The sequence below is a fragment of the Oceanobacillus sp. E9 genome, from assembly GCF_001741975.1.
GTDB classification, from domain to species: Bacteria; Bacillota; Bacilli; order Bacillales; family Amphibacillaceae; genus Oceanobacillus; species Oceanobacillus kimchii.
On the sequence record NZ_LSNA01000006.1, the window covers coordinates 131,155 to 150,848 of the forward strand.

The window sequence follows — 19,694 nt, forward strand, 5'->3', positions numbered from 1 at the left end:
CCGATGTTGCCAGCGTTCCTTGTTTTTAAATTCATGCGAATCTATTTAAAGAAAAATGGGATATATCCAAACTAGTTTTTCCTCGAATGGCTAATTGACTCAATAATTCTCCTACGCCGCTGCTAAATTTGAATCCGTGACCAGAGAACCCACAAGCGACTAGTACATGTTGATAGTTTGGAAGTCGATCTATGATGAAATTGCCATCTGGTGTATTCGTATAAGTGCATACTTTTCCTTGTCTATGCTGTAATTCAGGAGACATATATCGATGAACAAATTGGCTGACATCTTGTTCGTCTTCGGAATATGTACCAAATTTTTTCAAAGGTTCATCTGCCTTCACAGGTTGGCCACCATCATGTCTGCCAACTTTTATACCAGCTTTATCAATACTCGGGAAGCCGTAATATGTTTCGTTTCCATTATCAAAGGACCAAGCAGGAAAGATATCAGAATGATAAATAGATTCGGCTGCTGAGAACCACGAGAACGTTTTACGTATTGGAAATAACGGAAGCTGATAGCCAAGTAAGGATAGGATTTGATTCGTTCCTTTCCCAGCAGTTATGATAAGCTGTTTTGCTTTAATCGTATTACTAGATGAATGAATTGTGATGCGTTGATTCGTTACATCCAAACGGTGAATACATGTATTTGTATAAATTGTAGCGCCAAGTGCTGTAGCAAGGTCTCGATAAGTCTGAAGGGCATTTTCACTCATTAACACTCCAGAATTAATTTCATAAACCCCCATTAAATGATTTGGTAAGTGATATCCTGGCCATCTATTATTTATTTGCTCTGCTGATAGAATCTCAGTTTGTAAATTATATTGACGAGCAGATTGTATCACATTATGTAAAAATACAGAATTCTCCGGTCCTATATTTAATACACCTGTTTGGTGGAACACATCTTGATTAAACGTTTGATTAAGGTCGTTCCACAATTCTTGCGACCTCAATGCCAAAGGTACATATGCTGCGCCCTCACCATATGCATGTCGTATAATACGGGTTTCTCCATGATGAGAACCTTCTGTATGAGGTGGATCATTCGAGTCAATAAGTGCTACCGTTTTTCCAGCTTTTGAAAGATAGTATCCTGCTGATAATCCCATTGATCCTGCTCCAATAATTGCAATGTCATAAATCAAGATTAACCCATCTCCTTTACTATGTGTACGAACATTTTAATGGATGTTGGTTTAGGATTCAATTTAAGAATTTGAATGTATTCTAAATATGCGAAAAATGATTGATTTTATAAATAAAACGGCAATAAAAAGTAACTGACTTGAAGAATAACTGAATTACTTAGTGCATAGAATATTTCGTAATAAGAAATTATATTTGAAATACGAATGTTACTCTTTTTAATCTCCATTGCTAACGGATAATTTTTTTGCAGGAATAACATTCAATGGAGGAAGAACGAATCTCCACTCATTGAAGGAAGCTTTACTTTAATCTATTTCTTTTATAGTTTCCCCTTTAATTAAATCTGGTTGATAATAATGCTCTTTAGGTAAGTCTTTCTTTCCTTGTAATTTCCTAATAACCCAGTCTGCTGCATCATTTCCCATTTGTTCTTGGGGGTGCGTCAAGGTTGTAAGTTTGATATTCGCATTTTGAGCAATATATGAATTGTCCTGTCCAATAATAGATAATTCCTCTGGGATGGATATCCCGAGCTGTTTACATAAATTGGCAACAACTAAACCAACCTCATCGTTATAGCATACAATTGCAGTTAAAAAATCTCTATTCTCACTAATAAAATCTTTTAAGTCATTAGATAAGTTTGCTTTTGTTTCTGTATTGTAAGAGAACACATTTTCAGGTTGAAAACGCAATTTTGTTTCTCCAAGAGCTTTAATATACCCTTTCATCCGGTACTTTCCTTGTAAATCATCCTCTTTTGAAATCAGACCAATCTGTCTATGTCCTTTTGAAATCAACTCTTTGGTTGCGAGATAACTGGATTGTACATCATCTAAACGTAAAAATGGTACATCCAATTCTTCATAATAAGCATTAATCATAACGAAAGGAATATCTTGCTCCATAAGTAATAAATAATAGGATATATTTGGGTTATATAAATTACTCTTCGTTGGTTCAACAATTAAGCCATCTACTCCATAAGATAGCATCATCTCTAATGCTTTTTTTTCTTGTTCTACATCATTGTTTGTACTAGCTAATAGTAAAGAATAATTATCTTCATTTAGTCTACGTTCAATGCCTCGAATAATCGATGGAAAAATATAATCAGAGATGTAAGTCGTAATTACACCAATTGTTTTTTTGTTACTAGTATTTCCGCTAAGTTTAGATTGATAAAGGTTGCTTACATAAGTGCCGGATCCTTTTTCACTTCGTAAAAACCCTTCATTAGACAATTCTAGAATAGCTTTACGGACAGTGTGACGACTTACATTATACCTATGTTGCAAGGCGGATTCTGTAGGAATTTTTTCTAATACATTGTATTCTCCTGAAATAATTTTACTTTTCATATCGTCTATGATGACTTGATACTTAGGTTTCATGAATAACACTTCCTTTTTGTTCGTGCCTGAACGTCCTGTTGAGATACTTGTATGTACATATTTTGACATAGTTTCGAAGTGTTGAAAAGAAGATAGCTGTTTCTAGATATCAAATGAAGGTTTAGAGAATTAATTTTTACTAGAAATAGAAAGGTGAACAAATAACTTGTTCGTATATATTTATTTGCGTTTGACAAATGTACGCACAAGTTTTAAACTGTACTTAATCAGAGTGAATAAATACCACGAATTAAAAAGAAAGCGCATAATTTTTCATATTAATTTATGAAGACGCTATCAGAGGGGGGATTAACTTGGAGGAAAATCAAGCACAAATCAAAGAGTTGATTGCTAAGGGTGAAACGTCACTTGGTATCGAATTTGGTTCTACTCGAATAAAAGCAGTTTTAATAGATAATGAATTTGGAACTGTAGCTTCTGGTAGTTTTGAATGGGAAAATGATTTAGAAAATGGTTTTTGGACGTACAACTTAGTTGATATAGTAACAGGACTACAGACAGCTTATAGTGAAATGAAACAAAATGTAGAGCGAGATTATGGCATTACTATCCGTACGATAGGTTCTGTTGGAGTGTCTGCAATGATGCATGGATACATGGCCTTCGATAAAACTGGAGAGCTATTAGTGCCTTTCAGGACATGGCGCAATTCAACAACAACTGTTGCAGCAAAAGAACTAACGGATTTATTCCATTTCAATATTCCAGAAAGATGGAGTATTGCTCATCTTTATCAAGCGATATTAAATGAGGAAAAACATCTCCCTCGTATTGACGTAATTACAACTTTATCCGGTTTTATTCATTGGTTATTAACTGGAGAAAAAGTGATTGGTATTGGTGATGCTTCTGGGATGTTTCCAATAGACAAATCAACGAAAGACTATAATCAGCCAATGATGGAACTATTTAATAAAAAAATTGATAGTAAACAGTACCCGTGGCAATTGAATGACATCCTTCCAAATGTTCTTAACGGGGGAGAAGAGGCCGGAAAACTAACTCAAGTTGGAGCGGAAATTCTTGATAAATCAAAAAATCTACAACCAGGAATACCGTTTTGTCCACCCGAAGGTGATGCAGGTACGGGGATGGTCGCTACCAATAGTGTAAGGAAGCGCACAGGAAATGTCTCTGTAGGAACTTCGGTATTTGCCATGATTGTGATGGAAAATGAACTTGAGAATGTTTACCCGGAAATTGATATGGTGACGACACCGAGTGGTAGCCCAGTTGCAATGGTTCATGCCAATAATTGCTCGAGCGATCTCAATGCCTGGATTGGTTTGTTCCGTGAATTTTATGAAGCGATGGGGCAGACTGTGGATACAGATCAATTATTTGAAGTAATGTTAGGGGAAGTGATGAAAGCGGATCCAGATGGTGGTGGTTTACTTAGTTACGGATACCTTTCAGGGGAAAATATTACAGGAATAGAAAAAGGGCGACCGTTATTTGTCCGCTCTCCGGAAAGTAATTTTAATCTAGCAAACTTTATGCGAACACACCTATTTACAGCATTTGGTGCTTTGAAAATTGGAATGGATATTTTGACGAAAGAGGAAAAGGTTTCAATTGATTCCATCCTAGCACATGGTGGCTTATTTAAAACGCCATTAGTAGGGCAGAAGATTGTATCTGCTGCTATGAATGTCCCAGTATCTGTTATGGAAACAGCTGGAGACGGTGGAGCATGGGGAGTTGCGATTCTAGCTTCTTACATGAGAAATAGACAACAAAATGAGAGTTTAGAAGAATTCCTTGATGGAAAAGTCTTTAAAAATGCATCTGCGAAAGAAATTTATCCTGATGGAATAGATGTGGAAGGCTTTGAAAAGTTTATGGAACGTTATAAAAAAGGTTTAGCCATAGAAGAAGCTGCAGTAGACAATTTTAAAGAATAAATGAGGTAGGAGGATCCGACATGTTAGAACAGTTAAAAGAAGAAGTCTTTCAAGCAAATTTAGATTTGCCTAAACAGGGCCTTGTTAAATATACATGGGGAAACGCTAGTGCCTTTGATCGTGAAAGTGGTTTGTTTGTCATAAAACCTAGTGGTGTTGATTACGAAACAATGAAAGCCAGCGATATGGTTGTTGTTGATTTAGAAGGAAATGTTGTCGAAGGGGAACTAAATCCTTCATCTGATACAGCAACTCACGCAGTCCTTTACAAACGTTACCCTGAACTAGGTGGCATTGTTCACACGCATTCTACCTGGGCAACTATCTGGGCTCAAGCAGGTCTTGATGTACCGGTGATGGGAACTACACACGCAGATACCTTTTATGGTGCGGTACCTTGTGCTCGATTTTTGACTCAAGAAGAGATTGACCGTGGGTATGAGGCTGAAACAGGACATGTAATTATAGAAACTTTTGAAGAACGTGGACTAGATGTGTTAGAAATCCCAGGTGTTTTACTTCATGGTCATGCACCGTTTACTTGGGGTAAAGATGTTAAATCAGCAGTTGTAAATAGCGTGGTACTAGAAGAAGTGGCAAAAATGAATTTGTTTGCTCGCGAACTAAACCGGTTTGCACCGGAATTGCCGAATCGGATTTTAGATAAACACTATTTACGTAAGCATGGTGGAGATGCTTACTACGGACAAAAATAATAGAGCGATACAATTAAACTATGAAAAGAGGATGAATATGTTAACGATAAAAGATAAAGAATTTTGGTTTATAGTTGGCTCTCAACAATTATACGGAGAGGAAGCTTTACTAGAAGTGAAAGCGCAAGCACAAACAATTACAGATGCGTTAAATAAAAGTGGTGCTTTGCCATATCCGATTATTTTAAAAGATTTAGCTATTAACGCTGATCAAATTACCAATGTGATGAAAGAAGTGAACTATCGAGATGAGGTTGCGGGTGTCATTACATGGATGCACACATTCTCACCTGCAAAAATGTGGATTCGTGGAACAAAACTATTACAAAAGCCTTTACTCCATTTAGCGACACAGTTTAATGAAAGTATACCATGGGATACCATTGATATGGATTTCATGAATTTAAATCAATCAGCACACGGAGATCGTGAGTATGGATTTATCAATGCAAGATTAAATAAACAAAATAAAATTGTAGTCGGTTATTGGGGTAAATCTGAAGTGCAACGCCAAATTGCAGAATGGATGGATGTTGCAGCAGCATATAATGAAAGTTTCAATATTAAAGTTGCTCGATTCGGTGATAATATGCGTAACGTTGCGGTTACGGATGGAGATAAAATTGAAGCACAAATTCAATTTGGTTGGACAGTAGACTACTTTGCAATTGGTGATTTAGTTCAATATGTCAATGCTGTAAAAGAAGAAGAAATTGATGCATTATTTGCAGAGTACAAAGATTGTTACGAGTTTGATTATGGAAATTACAGTAAAGAAGCTTGGGAGGCAAGTGTCAGAGTCCAAGCAAGTTACGAAATTGCCATTAAACGTTTTCTTGATGACGGTGGTTACAATGCCTTCACATCTAACTTTGAAGACTTGTATGGGATGAAGCAACTTCCTGGGCTTGCAGTTCAACGATTAATGGGACAAGGTTATGGATTTGCTGGTGAAGGCGACTGGAAAACGGCAGCTCTTGATCGTTTATTAAAAGTAATGAGTCATAATCAATCTACTGGATTTATGGAGGATTACACGTATGAGTTAGCTGAGGGTAAAGAGGCTATCCTTCAATCACATATGCTTGAGGTAGATCCAACCTTAGCATCCAGTAAACCGAAGATTACTGTTTTTCCTTTAGATATTGGTGATCGCGAAGATCCTGCCAGACTAGTATTTGATGGAAAAGCTGGAGACGGTATCGTTGTCTCAATGGCTGACTTTGGTACGCATTTTAAACTTCTTATTAATGAAGTTACAGCGTTTGAGCCAACTACTTCTGCTCCAAACCTGCCAGTAGCTCGTGTACTTTGGGAAGTAAAACCAAATTTCCAAGATGGGGTGAAGGCATGGATAGAAAATGGTGGAGGTCATCATACAGTTGTGTCATTGAATTTAACTACAGATCAAATTGTGTCTTACGCTAAACTTGTAGGTTTGGATTATATAATTATTAAGTAATATAAAAAACATCCAGGGAAGTAACCCTTCCTTGGGTGAATATAGTAATTTAAATAAAAAAATAAATGCAGCTTAGATAGTAGACAGAAAACCCATATTTATAGAAAATATGAAAGCGTTTAATATATCGAAAATAGATTATCTTTAATTTTGTTAGCGTTTTATTAGTGGGACTTCTGAGTTTAAGCATTATAGGAGTGAATGTTAATGATTCAAGAAAAGAAAATATCAAGTAAGTTCATTTATTTTTTTGGGGCTTTTGGTGGTATTCTCTTTGGTTATGATATTGGTGTTATGACAGGGGCTTTACCTTTTCTACAAAGCGATTGGAATCTTCAAAACGATCCTACTGCAATAGGGTGGATTACGTCTTCGTTAATGCTAGGTGCTATATTTGGGGGTGCACTGTCTGGTCAAATATCTGACCGTATAGGAAGACGTAAAATGATTTTAATAGCTTCTATTATATTTGCGTTAGGTTCGATAATGGCAGGGATATCCCCTCATAATGGTATTTTATTCATGATTGTTTCACGCATTATATTAGGACTTGCTGTTGGAGCTGCTTCAGCTTTAGTACCAGCATATATGTCTGAGATGGCGCCTGCGCGTCTACGTGGACGTCTATCAGGAATTAATCAAACGATGATTGTTTCAGGAATGTTGCTGTCGTATATTGTTGCGTTTGTATTAAAAGATTTGCCGGAAACAATGGCTTGGCGATTAATGCTTAGTTTGGCAGCGGTACCAGCGTTGATTCTATTTTTCGGGGTATTAAGATTACCAGAATCACCTCGTTTTCTAATCAAAAATAATAAAATTAATGAAGCGCGTAAAGTATTAAGTTATATTCGTCCTAAAGAAAAAATTGAAAGCGAAATTTCTAAAATCCAAGAATCTTCTAAATGGGAAGAAAAAGCAAGTCAAAAAACATCTTGGGGTACACTGTTAAGTGGTAAATATCGTTATCTAGTAATTGCTGGTTTAGGTGTTGCTGCTTTTCAACAATTCCAAGGTGCAAATGCTATTTTCTATTACATCCCACTCATTGTAGAGAATGCAACGGGAAATGAAGCAAGTTCAGCTCTCATGTGGCCGATTATTCAAGGGGTAATTCTAGTTCTAGGTTCACTACTATTTTTACTGATTGCTGACAAGTTTAATCGACGTACGTTATTAACACTTGGTGGAACTGTTATGGGATTATCGTTTATTTTACCAGCGATATTAAATCTTGTAATTCCAAATGCAAGTCCAATGATGATAGTTGTATTTTTAAGTATTTATGTTGCTTTTTATTCATTCACATGGGCTCCTTTAACATGGGTGATAGTAGGAGAGATCTTCCCACTAATTATTCGTGGACGTTCGTCAGGGTTAGCTTCATCGTTTAATTGGATTGGCTCTTTCCTGGTTGGATTATTATTCCCAATTATGGTTGCTTCAATGGCACAAGAAGCAGTATTCGCAATCTTTGGTGCGATTTGTCTGTTAGGTGTACTATTTGTTCGATTATGTGTCCCTGAAACTCGTGGTCGTTCACTGGAGGAAATTGAAGAGATAGGGGAAAGTAAACACCTTCAAAAGAAAACAGTTTAATTAATGTTGAATTTTTTATAGAGGTGAATCAATTTCATAATTAATATATTTGGTGAAAAATCCGAATGTTGCGCTGTTTGATTTCCATTGACGGACGCTTTTTCGCAGGCACGGCTTCAGCTAACTTGAAAAGAAGAACACTTTTCAAGTGGTCCTTTAGCTCGTGCTGTTCCTGCAGGAGTCTCCGTCTTTCATCTCAATCAAAGCCAGCATATTGTTATAATCCGAACATTAATATATAAATATTACAAAATGTTCGCATTTTAAATTAAACCTAGCATTTATGAAATAGAATCAGATTATAAAAAACGGTCGGGTGCATACCGGCCATTTTTTTGGATAAAAGGAGACAGTTTGTATATTTTTAAGGTTCTTAAGTTTTAATTGAAGTAGTGGTATCAACTATAAATGAAAGAAGCGTTCAATCCAAATGGCTGGGTAGAACGCTTCTTTTTTATCTTATTCGGTTTACACCTCAAATTGCGCATTTTATGTCAGAAAAACTAACATATTATGTTTACATTATGGATAATAAATGAGGTAAAGGTTTAACTTTTTGTCCAATGTTAGTCAATGGCATCCATTTTATAATAGAATACTATAGTTAGAATTTTCTAAACTATATAACTCATTAGTTCCTCTTCGTTGCACTCAGTCAATATCATTTCTAGTATTTCACTTCCTTAATAATGAATAAAAGACTTTTGGTAGTTGTATTCTATGTTGAATGCAAATGTCACTTTTTCTCACATTACTGTGTTTACCTTAATGAAGGAGGTTTATCATTGAGTAATTTATTAAAGCATCTTAATAATGTTAATTCTACACAAGAAAACTTTATGGAAGCAAAACCGAGTTTTAATCAGCAAGAAGCTTTAGATGAAGCGAATCGATGTCTTTATTGTTATGACGCACCTTGTATTACTGCTTGTCCAACAGACATTGATATTCCGACGTTTATTAAGAAGATTGCCTCAGGAAATATGAAGGGATCAGCTACCACGATTATGGAATCGAATCCAGTAGGTGCTAGTTGTGCACGTGTTTGTCCTACAGAGGAACTCTGTGAAGGAGCTTGTGTATTAAATCATTCAACAAACCCAATTCCAATTGGTGATTTGCAACGTTTTGCTACGGACTGGGCAATTAAAAACGAGGCAGAGTTATTCAAATCAGGTAAAAAGAATGGGAAGCGTATTGCTATTGTAGGAAGTGGGCCAGCTGGACTTTCCGCAGCGCGAGATTTAGCTCGTTTAGGTTATGAAGTCACTATCTTCGAAAAGCGAAGTGAAGCTGGAGGTTTGGATACATTTGGGATTGTTCCGTTCCGTTTGCCAAAAGAGATTTCTCTATGGGAAGTGGAACAAGTGAAAAACTTAGGTGTACAGATTCGGACGAATATAGAAATCGGTAAAGATATCCTTGCTGAGGATTTAATTGAAAATTATGATTCCGTTGTACTTGCTATTGGTATGGCAGAAGTGCCGAAGCTGGAGGTTGAAGGTGAAGAACTTGATGGTATTTATGATGCCATTGATCTAGTGGAACGAACAAAACATGGAATATATGAAGAAGAATTTGTTAATCAACGAGTTGCAGTGATTGGAGCTGGAAATACCGCGATTGATGGGGCGACGACATCCATACGACTTGGAGCAGATAATGTGAAGATTTTATATCGTCGTACAGAAGCGGAAATGACTGCGTATGATTTTGAATATGATTTTGCAAAACAGGAAGGTGTGGAATTTCGGTGGTTGACGACTCCAAAACGGTTGATTGGAGATAGTGATGGTCACGTTAGGCAACTAGAATGCATTCGAATGGAGTTACAAGATGCCGGTGAAGATGGACGAGCAAGGCCTGTTGAGATTCCTGGATCAGAATTTCTAATGGATGTCGACCTTATTGTAAAAGGAATTGGACAAAACAGACATGTTCAGATGATTGAGAGTTTCGGTTTAGAACATGAAGGCGGAGTGGTGAAGGCAGATTCAGAGACATTTATTACGAGCAATCCAAAGGTGTATGCAGTAGGAGATGTCATCTTTGGTAAAGGTGTAGGCGAAGCAATGGTTGTATCTGCTGCTCAACAAGGGAAAGAAACTGCGCTAGCTATTCATCAACGTTTTCAAGAAAAAATCGAGAGTGCATAACAGAAGGAGGATGAATCATGGCTGATATAAGTATCAATTTTGCTGGCATTCAATCGCTGAATCCATACTGGCTTGCTTCTGCGCCGCCTACGAACACAGGATATCAAGTGCAACGTGCGTTTGAAGCAGGTTGGGGTGGGGCTGTATGGAAAACACTAGGAGAACCTATTTTAAATGTTACTTCACGTTTTGGAGCTACACACTTTAATGGACAAAGGGTTGCAGGGTTCAATAATATCGAACTTATCTCAGATCGACCGTTGGCAGTTAATTTAAAAGAGATTTATGAAACGAAGCAAATGTATCCCGACCGAGTAATTATTGCTTCTTTAATGGTAGAACCAAAACGAGAGAAATGGTACGAAATTGTCAAGAAGGTAGAGGAAGTTGGCGTTGATGGAATTGAATTGAATCTCGGTTGTCCGCATGGTATGTCGGAACGTGGGATGGGTTCTGCAATTGGTCAGCATCCAGATTTAGTGGAGATGACGACTCGATTTGCCAAAGAAGCAGCTACTGTTCCTGTCATTACGAAATTAACTCCGAATATTACGGATATCAGAGAGACAGCCAAAGCTGCCGTTCGTGGTGGAGCCGATGCGATAAGTATGATTAATACGATTAATAGTTTAATAGGTGTCGACCTGGATACATGGGATACGATACCGAATGTAAATGGAAAAGGAGCTCATGGTGGATACTGTGGACCAGCTGTAAAACCAATTGCTTTAAATATGATTGGAGAAAGTGCACGGAATCCAGAGATTAATATTCCGATATCTGGAATAGGCGGGGTTTCAACTTGGCAGGATACCGTGGAGTTTATGTTGATGGGCGCAGGAGGAGTACAAATCTGTACAGCTGCCATGCATCATGGATTTCGTATTATAGATGATTTAACGGAAGGGCTATCGAATTATTTAGATGAGAAAGGAATTGAGAGTCTGAGTGAGATTGTTGGTGCTTCCGTGAATAAATATACCGATTGGAGCAATTTGGATTTAAATACGAAGGTTGTTGCACGTATTAATAATGATATTTGTATTAATTGTAATAAGTGTCATATTGCATGTGAAGATACATCGCATCAATGTATCGATATGCTAAAGGATGGAGATGGGAATGACTATCTACAAGTTCGCGAGGATGACTGTGTCGGCTGTAATCTCTGTTCTATCGTTTGTCCGGTAGAAGGAGCTATCGATATGGTTAATCTTACTTCAACTGAACCACCGATGTCATGGAACGATCGAGAATCAGCAATAAGTATGCTTCAAAGAAATTCCTGAAAATTTTTAAAAAAAGGAGGAATTAGCAATGAAGAAAATTATTAAGAACGGAAAGATTGTGACAGCGGCAGATACGTATCAGGCGGATATTTTAATTGAAGATGGGAAGATAAAAGCAATTGGAAATGATTTAAGTGATGTTTATGCAGAAGTGATTGATGCGACTGGACAATATGTCTTCCCAGGTGGAATTGATCCACATACACATATGGATATGTCATTCGGAGGAACGACAACAAAGGATAATTTTGAAACGGGAACTATTGCAGCTGCTCATGGCGGAACAACAACTATTATTGATTTTTGTTTAACAGAAAAAGGAAATACATTGAAGAGTGCACTAGATAAGTGGCATGAAAAATCGAATGAACGTAGTGTGATTGATTATGGTTTTCACTTGCAAATCGTAGAAGCTAGTGAAAATGTTCTCAAAGAGATACCGAGTGTTATAGAAGAAGAGGGTGTTACATCATTTAAAGTATTTATGGCGTATAAAAATGTCTTCCAAGCTGATGATGAGACCCTATTCCAAACGTTAGCAACTGCTAGAGATAACGGAGGGCTGGTTATGGTGCATGCGGAGAATGGAGATGTCATTGAGCATTTGACAAAAGAAGCTCTTAAACAAGGAAATACCGATCCGATTTATCATGCGTTAACTCGGCCACCTGAATTAGAGGGAGAAGCAACAGGGCGTGCAGCGAAACTAACAGCGCTTGCTGATGCGCAATTATATGTCGTGCATGTAACTTGTAAAGAAGCAGTGGATCAAATTGCTGATGCTCGCAGTAAAGGATTCCGTGTATTTGGGGAGACCTGTCCACAATATCTTGTGCTAGACCAATCTTATATGGAAAAAGAAAACTTTGAAGGTGCAAAATACGTTTGGTCTCCTCCGTTACGTGACAAGTCCAATCAGGATGTACTGTGGAATGCATTGAAGAGCGGACAATTACAAACGATTGGGTCTGATCACTGTTCTTTTGACTTTATTGGACAGAAAGATTTAGGGAAAGATGATTTTACAAAAATACCAAATGGTGGACCATTTGTAGAGGACCGATTTAGTGTTCTCTTTTCAGAAGGAGTCAAAAAAGGACGTATATCGTTAAATCAATTTGTGGATATGATCTCTACACAGGCTGCTAAGTTATTTGGTCTATTTCCGCAAAAAGGAACAATTGCGCCCGGAAGCGATGCTGATATAGTTCTTTTTGATCCAGATGCGGAACGCTATATTTCAGCAGAGACACATCATATGGCAGTTGACTACAATGCGCTAGAGGGAATGAAGGTGACTGGAGAGCCGGTCTCTGTATTATCTCGTGGTGAATATGTCATTAAAGATAAACAATTTGTAGGAAAGCCAGGTATGGGTAATTTCTTGAAACGCTCCACATTTAATAAAGCAATACAAAAAGAGAGTGTAGTAACAAAATAAAAATTACTACCATTGAATTTATAGCGCCTTGATTGATTCATCAATGAAGCAGCATTCTTTTTGAACTGGTCTGCAATAAAAATTAAACAGAATGATTTAAATAAGTAAAGTATGGGAGGAGGTGCTCTTAATGCAGAAAAAAACAAAAAAGCATTCATATTTAAAGTCGCCAGATTTACTTCCGATTCATCATGAGAAGAAATCCATTGGTGTAATTGGGTTCTTTGCAATGTGGGTAGGGATGGCCATTCTTTTGGCTACATTTGATATAGGAGCTGCGGGAATACAAGAAATTCCACTTACCTGGGTGGTACTTGCCACATTAGTTGGATGTATAGCAATTGGGGGCTTTATATCTCTTATTGGTGATATTGGCGTAGAACACGGATTGGCTTTTCCGGTTTATATGAGAGCACCATTTGGGATCATCGGTACGCATATTCCCTCGTTAACACGAGCGATTACTGCTTCTTTTTGGTTCGGGATAAACACTTATTTTGGTGCTACTGCAATCAATGCCATCATGAATACAATGGTAGCAGGATTCGATAATTGGCTTTTATGTTACATTATTTTTGCACTTTTTCAATTAATCAATACCGCTTCGGGGATTAAATGGATAGAGCGTTTTGCTGACATATCAGCACCACTTATCGTTATTTTCTCTCTGATTATCTACCAAAACTTAACCGGAGAAATTAATGCACAGGGAGAAAATGTATGGGCATGGGTGTCTAGCCCAGTAACTGGAGGGGCTGCTGTAACTGCATTTATGGTTGTCATATTTGCGAATATGGGATATTGGGCAACACTTGGATGTGACATTCCGACAATCTCAAGGTACTTTAAAGCTCCTAAATATGAACGGAATTGGTTCAAGCGAAATAAAACAACTGTCGTTGGAAGTCTAATTGCCCTTCCTCTAACAGAGGCATTTATGATTATGATCGGAGCTGCAGCATTTATTGTTTCTGGAACATCGAATCCCGTAACAGCATTACAAGAGACCGCTTCAGGATGGATGCTTGCAATGCTTTTACTTATGATTGTTTTAACTCAATGGTCTACCAATACAGCTGCGAATATACTGCCTGCAGCTGCGGTGTTTTCGAACGTCTTTGGTCCAAGAGTTTCTAATGTTATTTCTGTATTTGTCGTTGGGATAATTGGTAGTGTTATACAGCCGTGGAGTGTATATGAAGTTCTAACTCAAGTGCTGTTAATCATCGGGGCGGTCTTATCGTCTGTGAGCGGTATTCTCTTTGCTGATTATTATTTGCTACGAAAACGCCGAGTGAATGTCCCAGATCTTTACAAAAATAATGGTCAATATCAGTATTCCAAAGGTATTAACGTCGTTGGGTTTATCTCCTGGGGCATTGGTGGGGTTATTGCTACATTGTTTATGACCTATTCATTTATTATTGGATTTGTTGTAGCGGCAGGTGCTTACTATGTGTTGGCGAAATATTGGTATTTTAATAAATACCCGCAAGCAGAAATAATTAATCCGAGTGATGCAGATTACTTAGGGATTACTGTTGGCAGGGACTGGACAATCGAAGACAATGAAGCGGAAGATTCTAATTCGGTTCATAAGCTAGTTTAATGAAAACTTCATGTTGGAGGGATAAGAAGATATGTCAACCTATCAGGAATTCATGGATGAAAAATTGAAAATCGATGCGTTTATTAATGATGGTTATACGATTCATTTAATCAAAGGTACATTAGAAGGGGATATCGTTGAATTTACGAAGACAGATGATATTGCGGATAAACAATCGATACTACTTAAAGATGCGAATAGTAGAAAGTATGTGACGACAATCTTAATCAAGAAGCAATTACAGAAAAATTAATTAGAAAAGGGTGTAAAGATGGAAAAACAACAAGTACTAATTAATGGAGAACGGTTAAAACAAATGATAGAGGAGTTTGCAGATTATGGTAGAACGGAGAATAACGGTGTTACACGATTAGCACTTTCATATGTAGATATTCAGGTGAGAAATCACTTTAAAAATCTCTGTGAAAACCTAGGATTGACGGTGAAATGGGATGACATGGGAAATATGTATGCGAGATTAGATGGTATCGATAATGGTAAGCCACCCGTTGTTATTGGTTCTCATCTTGATTCTGTAAAAAAAGGTGGCCGGTTTGATGGTGTTCTTGGGGTATTAACTGGTCTTGAAGTAGTACAGACAATGATGGAGAATGATATAAAGCCACAGATTCCGATTATTGTAGCGAATTTTACGAATGAAGAAGGAGCGCGATTTGAACCATCCATGATGGCATCGGGCGTAATATCGGGGAAATTTGATAAAGGAAAAATGCTAGCATCCACAGATGAACATGGGATAACTTTTGGAGAAGCGTTGAAGAATAGTGGATTTGTAGGGGGAAAAGAAAATCGCTTAGATGAGGCTACTGGACTAATTGAGCTTCATATCGAGCAAGGCCCAGTACTGGAAAAGGAAAAATTTGAAATAGGGGTCGTAGAGTGTGTAGTAGGAATGTGTTGTTATGAAATTGAAGTGACAGGTGATTCGAATCATGCCGGTACGACACCGATGAATATGCGAGAAGATGCACTATTCGCTACCAATAGTCTCATTAATGAAATCCGTGAAAAAATGAGTAAATTGGATTCAGAACTCGTGTACACAATTGGTAGAGTGAATGTTAGTCCTAATATTCATACAGTAATCCCTAATAAAGTTGTATTTAGCATAGAATCACGTCATAAAGAAGTAAGTGTAATCAAAGAAGTTGAGGAAATTATTCAAGGATTATCTCATTCAGTACCTAATGAAGTATGTAAAGTTAAGACAACCAAATTATGGGATCGTGATACGGTGTGGTTCAATGATCAATTAGTGGAATCTATCGAAAAATCATGTAAATCTCTAAATTACTCTTATAAACGAATGCCGAGTGGTGCAGGACATGATGCGCAGTTTATCGCTACTTATCTACCAGCGGCTATGGTTTTTGTGCCGAGTGTAAATGGGAAGAGTCATGCTGAAGATGAGCTAACCTACTGGGAAGACTGTGAAAAAGGTGTGAATGTCGTCTTGCAAACCGTGTTAGATCTAATTGGTTTTTAGGGTTAAGAAATAAGAAATGTTGAACTAGAAGGCCATATTATTCTTATTTATTCATTTAATTACATTTACTTTAATCAGTGAGGGTATACAAATTGCCCCCACTGATTAAATATAATTTCTAAAGCATTCAAAATATGTTGACTAAGCTATTGAACTAAATAAATAAGCTATTATAGTTTAATGCTTTATGATGAACCGATTTTTTTAAAAATTTATAGGCAGCTAATGCTAATTCAATGGCTTGACGATTAACTGGTTCCATGAAATCTTCACCTAATAGTTGTTCAATTTTCTCTAGACGGTGATATAGCGTCTGTCTGACGATAAATAGTTGTTCAGCAGTCTCTTTTTTAGATCCTAAACAATTAATATACGTAGAAACCGTCTCCAGTAATTCACTTTTAGTATCTTTGTCATGAGCTAAAATAGGCCCTAAATATTCTTGGATATAAGCCTCTAAAAAATGTTGCTGCGGATTGTCTAATAGAATACGATACACACCAATTTTTTCAAAAAAATACGTTTGGAGAAGGTTGAGGGATTGAATAATCGTAACAGTTTTGGCTTCACGGTAGCTTGTAGATAAGTGATTATAATCATGCTTTAAATTACTAATTCCAAAAGTATATGCATCGCCATTAAATACATTTTTCTCTTGTATCTGTTTCATTTCTTCTACGGTGTTTATAAATCGTTCTGTATCTTTTTTTGCTTCTATATGCTTATAAAAGGAAGCAATCACTGCAATTTCATTTCTGCTCACGGACATGGCAGGAATGAAGCCAAATCTTTTAAAAAGAGAGCGAATAATCATCGTTTGTTGTAACTTTACTTCTTCCCAATCTTCCTCTTTTGCTTGGTTTGGATGTTGGAGATTGATAAGCACTAACCGATAATTTAGGTTTTGAGCTGGTTCTGGTAAGAATTTTTGATTACTTGAGGAATAAAAATGGTTTCCTTTTAAAAGGGAACGAACAATTTCTTCTTCTTGATTTTGTTTACGTTCTTCCACGGTTCTGTTTCGAAGCATAATTTGGGCAATAGCAAGTAGGACTCTATCAATCATTGAAAGGGCGAACTCATCTACATCAATGGAGGAACTTTTTAGCCATAGGTATCCCCATGTATGACCAAGTCCTTTAATTGGAAAAAGAAAATAATAATGATTGTCATAGACATGTGTTTCAAACGAATGGCCTGCGCTTAACGTCTTTTCGAAAGATTGAAGGATCGGAACATCGTCTTTCATCATCGGAGGATAGTAGTGGGACTTGATTTCATCAGTAACGAGTGCGACTGGATGGTTTAATTGAAGATATAATTCTCGTAATATTTTTATGATTCCATTTGGTAATAAAGAAAGTTCATTAATTTTTTGTGAGAATGAATTTAGTTGATGAAGCATTTGATGATGTTGGTTAATGATTAAGGTATGGAGATCTTGGGTAATATCGACAAATTTTACAATCTGTTCAAAAATGATGATGGGAAATTCATAGCTATTTCCGTATGAGATTATGTCAGGATGGATACTTCGGACATGGGTTCCAAGTTCTATACAGATTCCAGAAACACTCTTACTACGTAACTTTTCAATAAAACCAACCCCCTCAGGAGAGTCGAAATTTGTGCCCGATCCGGTGGTTAGAATTAGCTCTCCACCGTTGATCAGTGACTCAACATCACCGACCTCTAATATGTGGGTCCATTTAATTTCTTGATCCAATCCATTGATTCCAGCAATTGGCTTTGCATGTTTAAACAGTTCTCTTTTTAGTATATCGGATATTCTTACTTTCCACTTTTCCATATAAAGGCCACCTTTCATATCGTTAATGTTTTTATTAGAAGATGTGACACATTGTAAAGTGAATACAAAATTAAATCGTAATAGAATTAATTATGAAATATACAAAATAATATGTCAAATTAGAAAGTTAAGAATTTAACGTTTTGTAAAAAAGAAGAGAGGTATCTTTTTCTAGCGAAATAGTTACATTCTTATGTACGTTCTACACTCTAGTTTCGAAATGAATTTTTTTAAGAAAGGAATGAGTTATATTGAAATCTACTAAGAAAGTATCAAATGTATCTGATCTTACGTCTAGAGATAGGAATTCAATTTGGCATCATATTTCTCCTTATAACGTGAAAAATCCTCCGATGGTTGTTGAAGAAGGGAAAGGATCTTGGATAACTGATGCTCAAGGGAACCGGTATTTAGATGGAATGTCGGGTCTTTGGTGTGTAAATGTTGGATATGGTCGTGAAGAATTAGCACTAGCAGCATATGAACAAATCAAAAAGTTAGCTTATGCACCAATGACAATGAGTCATGAACCAGCCATAGAATTAGCAGAGAAGGTAAATGAGATGCTAGATGATGATTATATGATTTTTTATTCAAATAGTGGTTCTGATGCAAATGAAGTTGCATTTAAAATGGCACGACAATATCACCGGCAAAACGGTGAAGTAGATCGTCATAAATTTATTTCACGTTATCGTGCGTATCACGGAAGTTCTATGGGAGCTTTATCAGCTACAGGGCAATCAATGAGAAAATATAAATATGAACCGCTTATACAAGGATTTTTACATGTGTCTCCACCAGATAATTATCGTAAACCAGATAGCATCACGGAAGAAGATTATAACCTCCAACGAGCGGAGGAACTGGAAAATACAATTATTTGGGAGCAAAAAGAAACAATTGCTGCAGTAATCATGGAGCCAGTCATTACAGGCGGAGGTGTCCTTATTCCACATCCAATTTATGTGGAAAAAGTCCAAGAAATTTGTCATCGACATGGTGTGCTTCTCATCATAGACGAGGTAATCTGTGGATTTGGAAGAACAGGGAAAAAGTTTGGGCACCAGCACTTTGGTATAAAACCAGACATCGTAACGATGGCTAAGGGGTTAACAAGTGCTTATCTACCGTTATCTATTACTGCCGTTCGGAAAGATATTTATGAAACATTTAAAAATGGAGATGATACCAGTCATTTCCGACATGTAAATACATTTGGCGGGAACCCGGCAGCATGTGCATTGGCGTTAAAGAATATCGAAATTATGGAACATGAAAATTTATATGAACGCTCGGCAGAATCAGGAGACAAACTTTTACAAGGATTAGATGATTTGAAGAACCATCCTTTTGTAGGGGATTTACGTGGGATTGGGATGATTGTCGGAATCGAGTTAGTAGAGGATAAAACAACAAAAGAACCTGCATCGAAAGAAAGATTAGCAAAAATTATTTCTGATTGTAAAGACAATGGACTGATTATTGGTAAAAACGGAGATACCGTGGCTGGATATAATAATATCTTAACATTGAGCCCACCACTTTCTAGTTCTGAAGAAGATGTAGAGTTTATGATTGCTGTACTGCAAAAAGTATTCTCAGAGAATCAATCATAAGGAA

Annotated in this window: 14 protein-coding genes; 11 read left to right on the forward strand and 3 right to left on the reverse strand. The window is 36.9% G+C overall.

The annotated features are described in order from the left end of the window. Positions 1-31: 31 nt before the first annotated feature. Positions 32-1,159, reverse strand: a complete 1,128-nt coding sequence (gene solA / locus AQ616_RS07610; RefSeq protein WP_084822445.1) for an N-methyl-L-tryptophan oxidase — start codon at positions 1,157-1,159, stop codon at positions 32-34. Positions 1,160-1,468: 309 nt separating this feature from the next. After that, positions 1,469-2,557, reverse strand: a complete 1,089-nt coding sequence (locus AQ616_RS07615) for a GntR family transcriptional regulator (protein ID WP_017797996.1) — start codon at positions 2,555-2,557, stop codon at positions 1,469-1,471. A 314-nt stretch (positions 2,558-2,871) separates the two neighbouring features. Here AQ616_RS07615 and AQ616_RS07620 point away from each other — a divergent pair, with 314 nt between their 5' ends. The 10 genes from AQ616_RS07620 to AQ616_RS07665 all read left to right on the forward strand — a co-directional run bounded on the left by AQ616_RS07620 (position 2,872) and on the right by AQ616_RS07665 (position 16,261). Next, a complete protein-coding gene (locus AQ616_RS07620; protein WP_069685444.1) occupies positions 2,872-4,482 on the forward strand; it encodes a xylulokinase in 1,611 nt (536 codons plus the stop codon). Between the two features lie 20 nt (positions 4,483-4,502). Further along, on the forward strand, positions 4,503-5,198 hold the full coding sequence (locus tag AQ616_RS07625) for an L-ribulose-5-phosphate 4-epimerase (protein ID WP_017797994.1): 696 nt from the start codon (positions 4,503-4,505) through the stop codon (positions 5,196-5,198). Between the two features lie 37 nt (positions 5,199-5,235). Continuing rightward, positions 5,236-6,660: an L-arabinose isomerase gene (araA, locus tag AQ616_RS07630; RefSeq protein WP_017797993.1), complete on the forward strand. Its 1,425-nt coding sequence runs from the start codon at positions 5,236-5,238 to the stop codon at positions 6,658-6,660. A 207-nt stretch (positions 6,661-6,867) separates the two neighbouring features. Beyond that, entirely contained in the window at positions 6,868-8,259 is a 1,392-nt protein-coding gene (locus tag AQ616_RS07635) for a sugar porter family MFS transporter (protein WP_017797992.1), read from the forward strand. Positions 8,260-9,098: 839 nt separating this feature from the next. Then, complete coding sequence (locus tag AQ616_RS07640; RefSeq protein ID WP_069685645.1) at positions 9,099-10,415, forward strand: NAD(P)-dependent oxidoreductase; 1,317 nt, start codon at positions 9,099-9,101, stop codon at positions 10,413-10,415. Between the two features lie 17 nt (positions 10,416-10,432). Further along, a complete protein-coding gene (gene preA / locus AQ616_RS07645; protein ID WP_069685445.1) occupies positions 10,433-11,704 on the forward strand; it encodes an NAD-dependent dihydropyrimidine dehydrogenase subunit PreA in 1,272 nt (423 codons plus the stop codon). A 28-nt stretch (positions 11,705-11,732) separates the two neighbouring features. Further along, on the forward strand, positions 11,733-13,145 hold the full coding sequence (gene hydA / locus AQ616_RS07650) for a dihydropyrimidinase (RefSeq protein ID WP_069685446.1): 1,413 nt from the start codon (positions 11,733-11,735) through the stop codon (positions 13,143-13,145). A 130-nt stretch (positions 13,146-13,275) separates the two neighbouring features. Continuing rightward, positions 13,276-14,754 (forward strand): NCS1 family transporter, encoded by a 1,479-nt coding sequence (locus AQ616_RS07655; protein ID WP_017797988.1) that lies wholly within the window; start codon positions 13,276-13,278, stop codon positions 14,752-14,754. A 31-nt stretch (positions 14,755-14,785) separates the two neighbouring features. Beyond that, a complete protein-coding gene (locus AQ616_RS07660; protein WP_017797987.1) occupies positions 14,786-15,007 on the forward strand; it encodes a hypothetical protein in 222 nt (73 codons plus the stop codon). Between the two features lie 18 nt (positions 15,008-15,025). Beyond that, positions 15,026-16,261: a Zn-dependent hydrolase gene (locus tag AQ616_RS07665; protein ID WP_069685447.1), complete on the forward strand. Its 1,236-nt coding sequence runs from the start codon at positions 15,026-15,028 to the stop codon at positions 16,259-16,261. Between the two features lie 154 nt (positions 16,262-16,415). On the opposite strand, the gene AQ616_RS07670 is transcribed toward AQ616_RS07665, so the two are convergent. After that, positions 16,416-18,071, reverse strand: a complete 1,656-nt coding sequence (locus AQ616_RS07670; RefSeq protein WP_017797985.1) for a PucR family transcriptional regulator — start codon at positions 18,069-18,071, stop codon at positions 16,416-16,418. Positions 18,072-18,322: 251 nt separating this feature from the next. On the opposite strand from AQ616_RS07670, the gene AQ616_RS07675 reads away from it, so the two are divergent. Further along, positions 18,323-19,690, forward strand: coding sequence for an aspartate aminotransferase family protein (locus tag AQ616_RS07675; protein ID WP_069685448.1), 1,368 nt, complete (start codon positions 18,323-18,325; stop codon positions 19,688-19,690). Positions 19,691-19,694 lie beyond the last annotated feature (4 nt).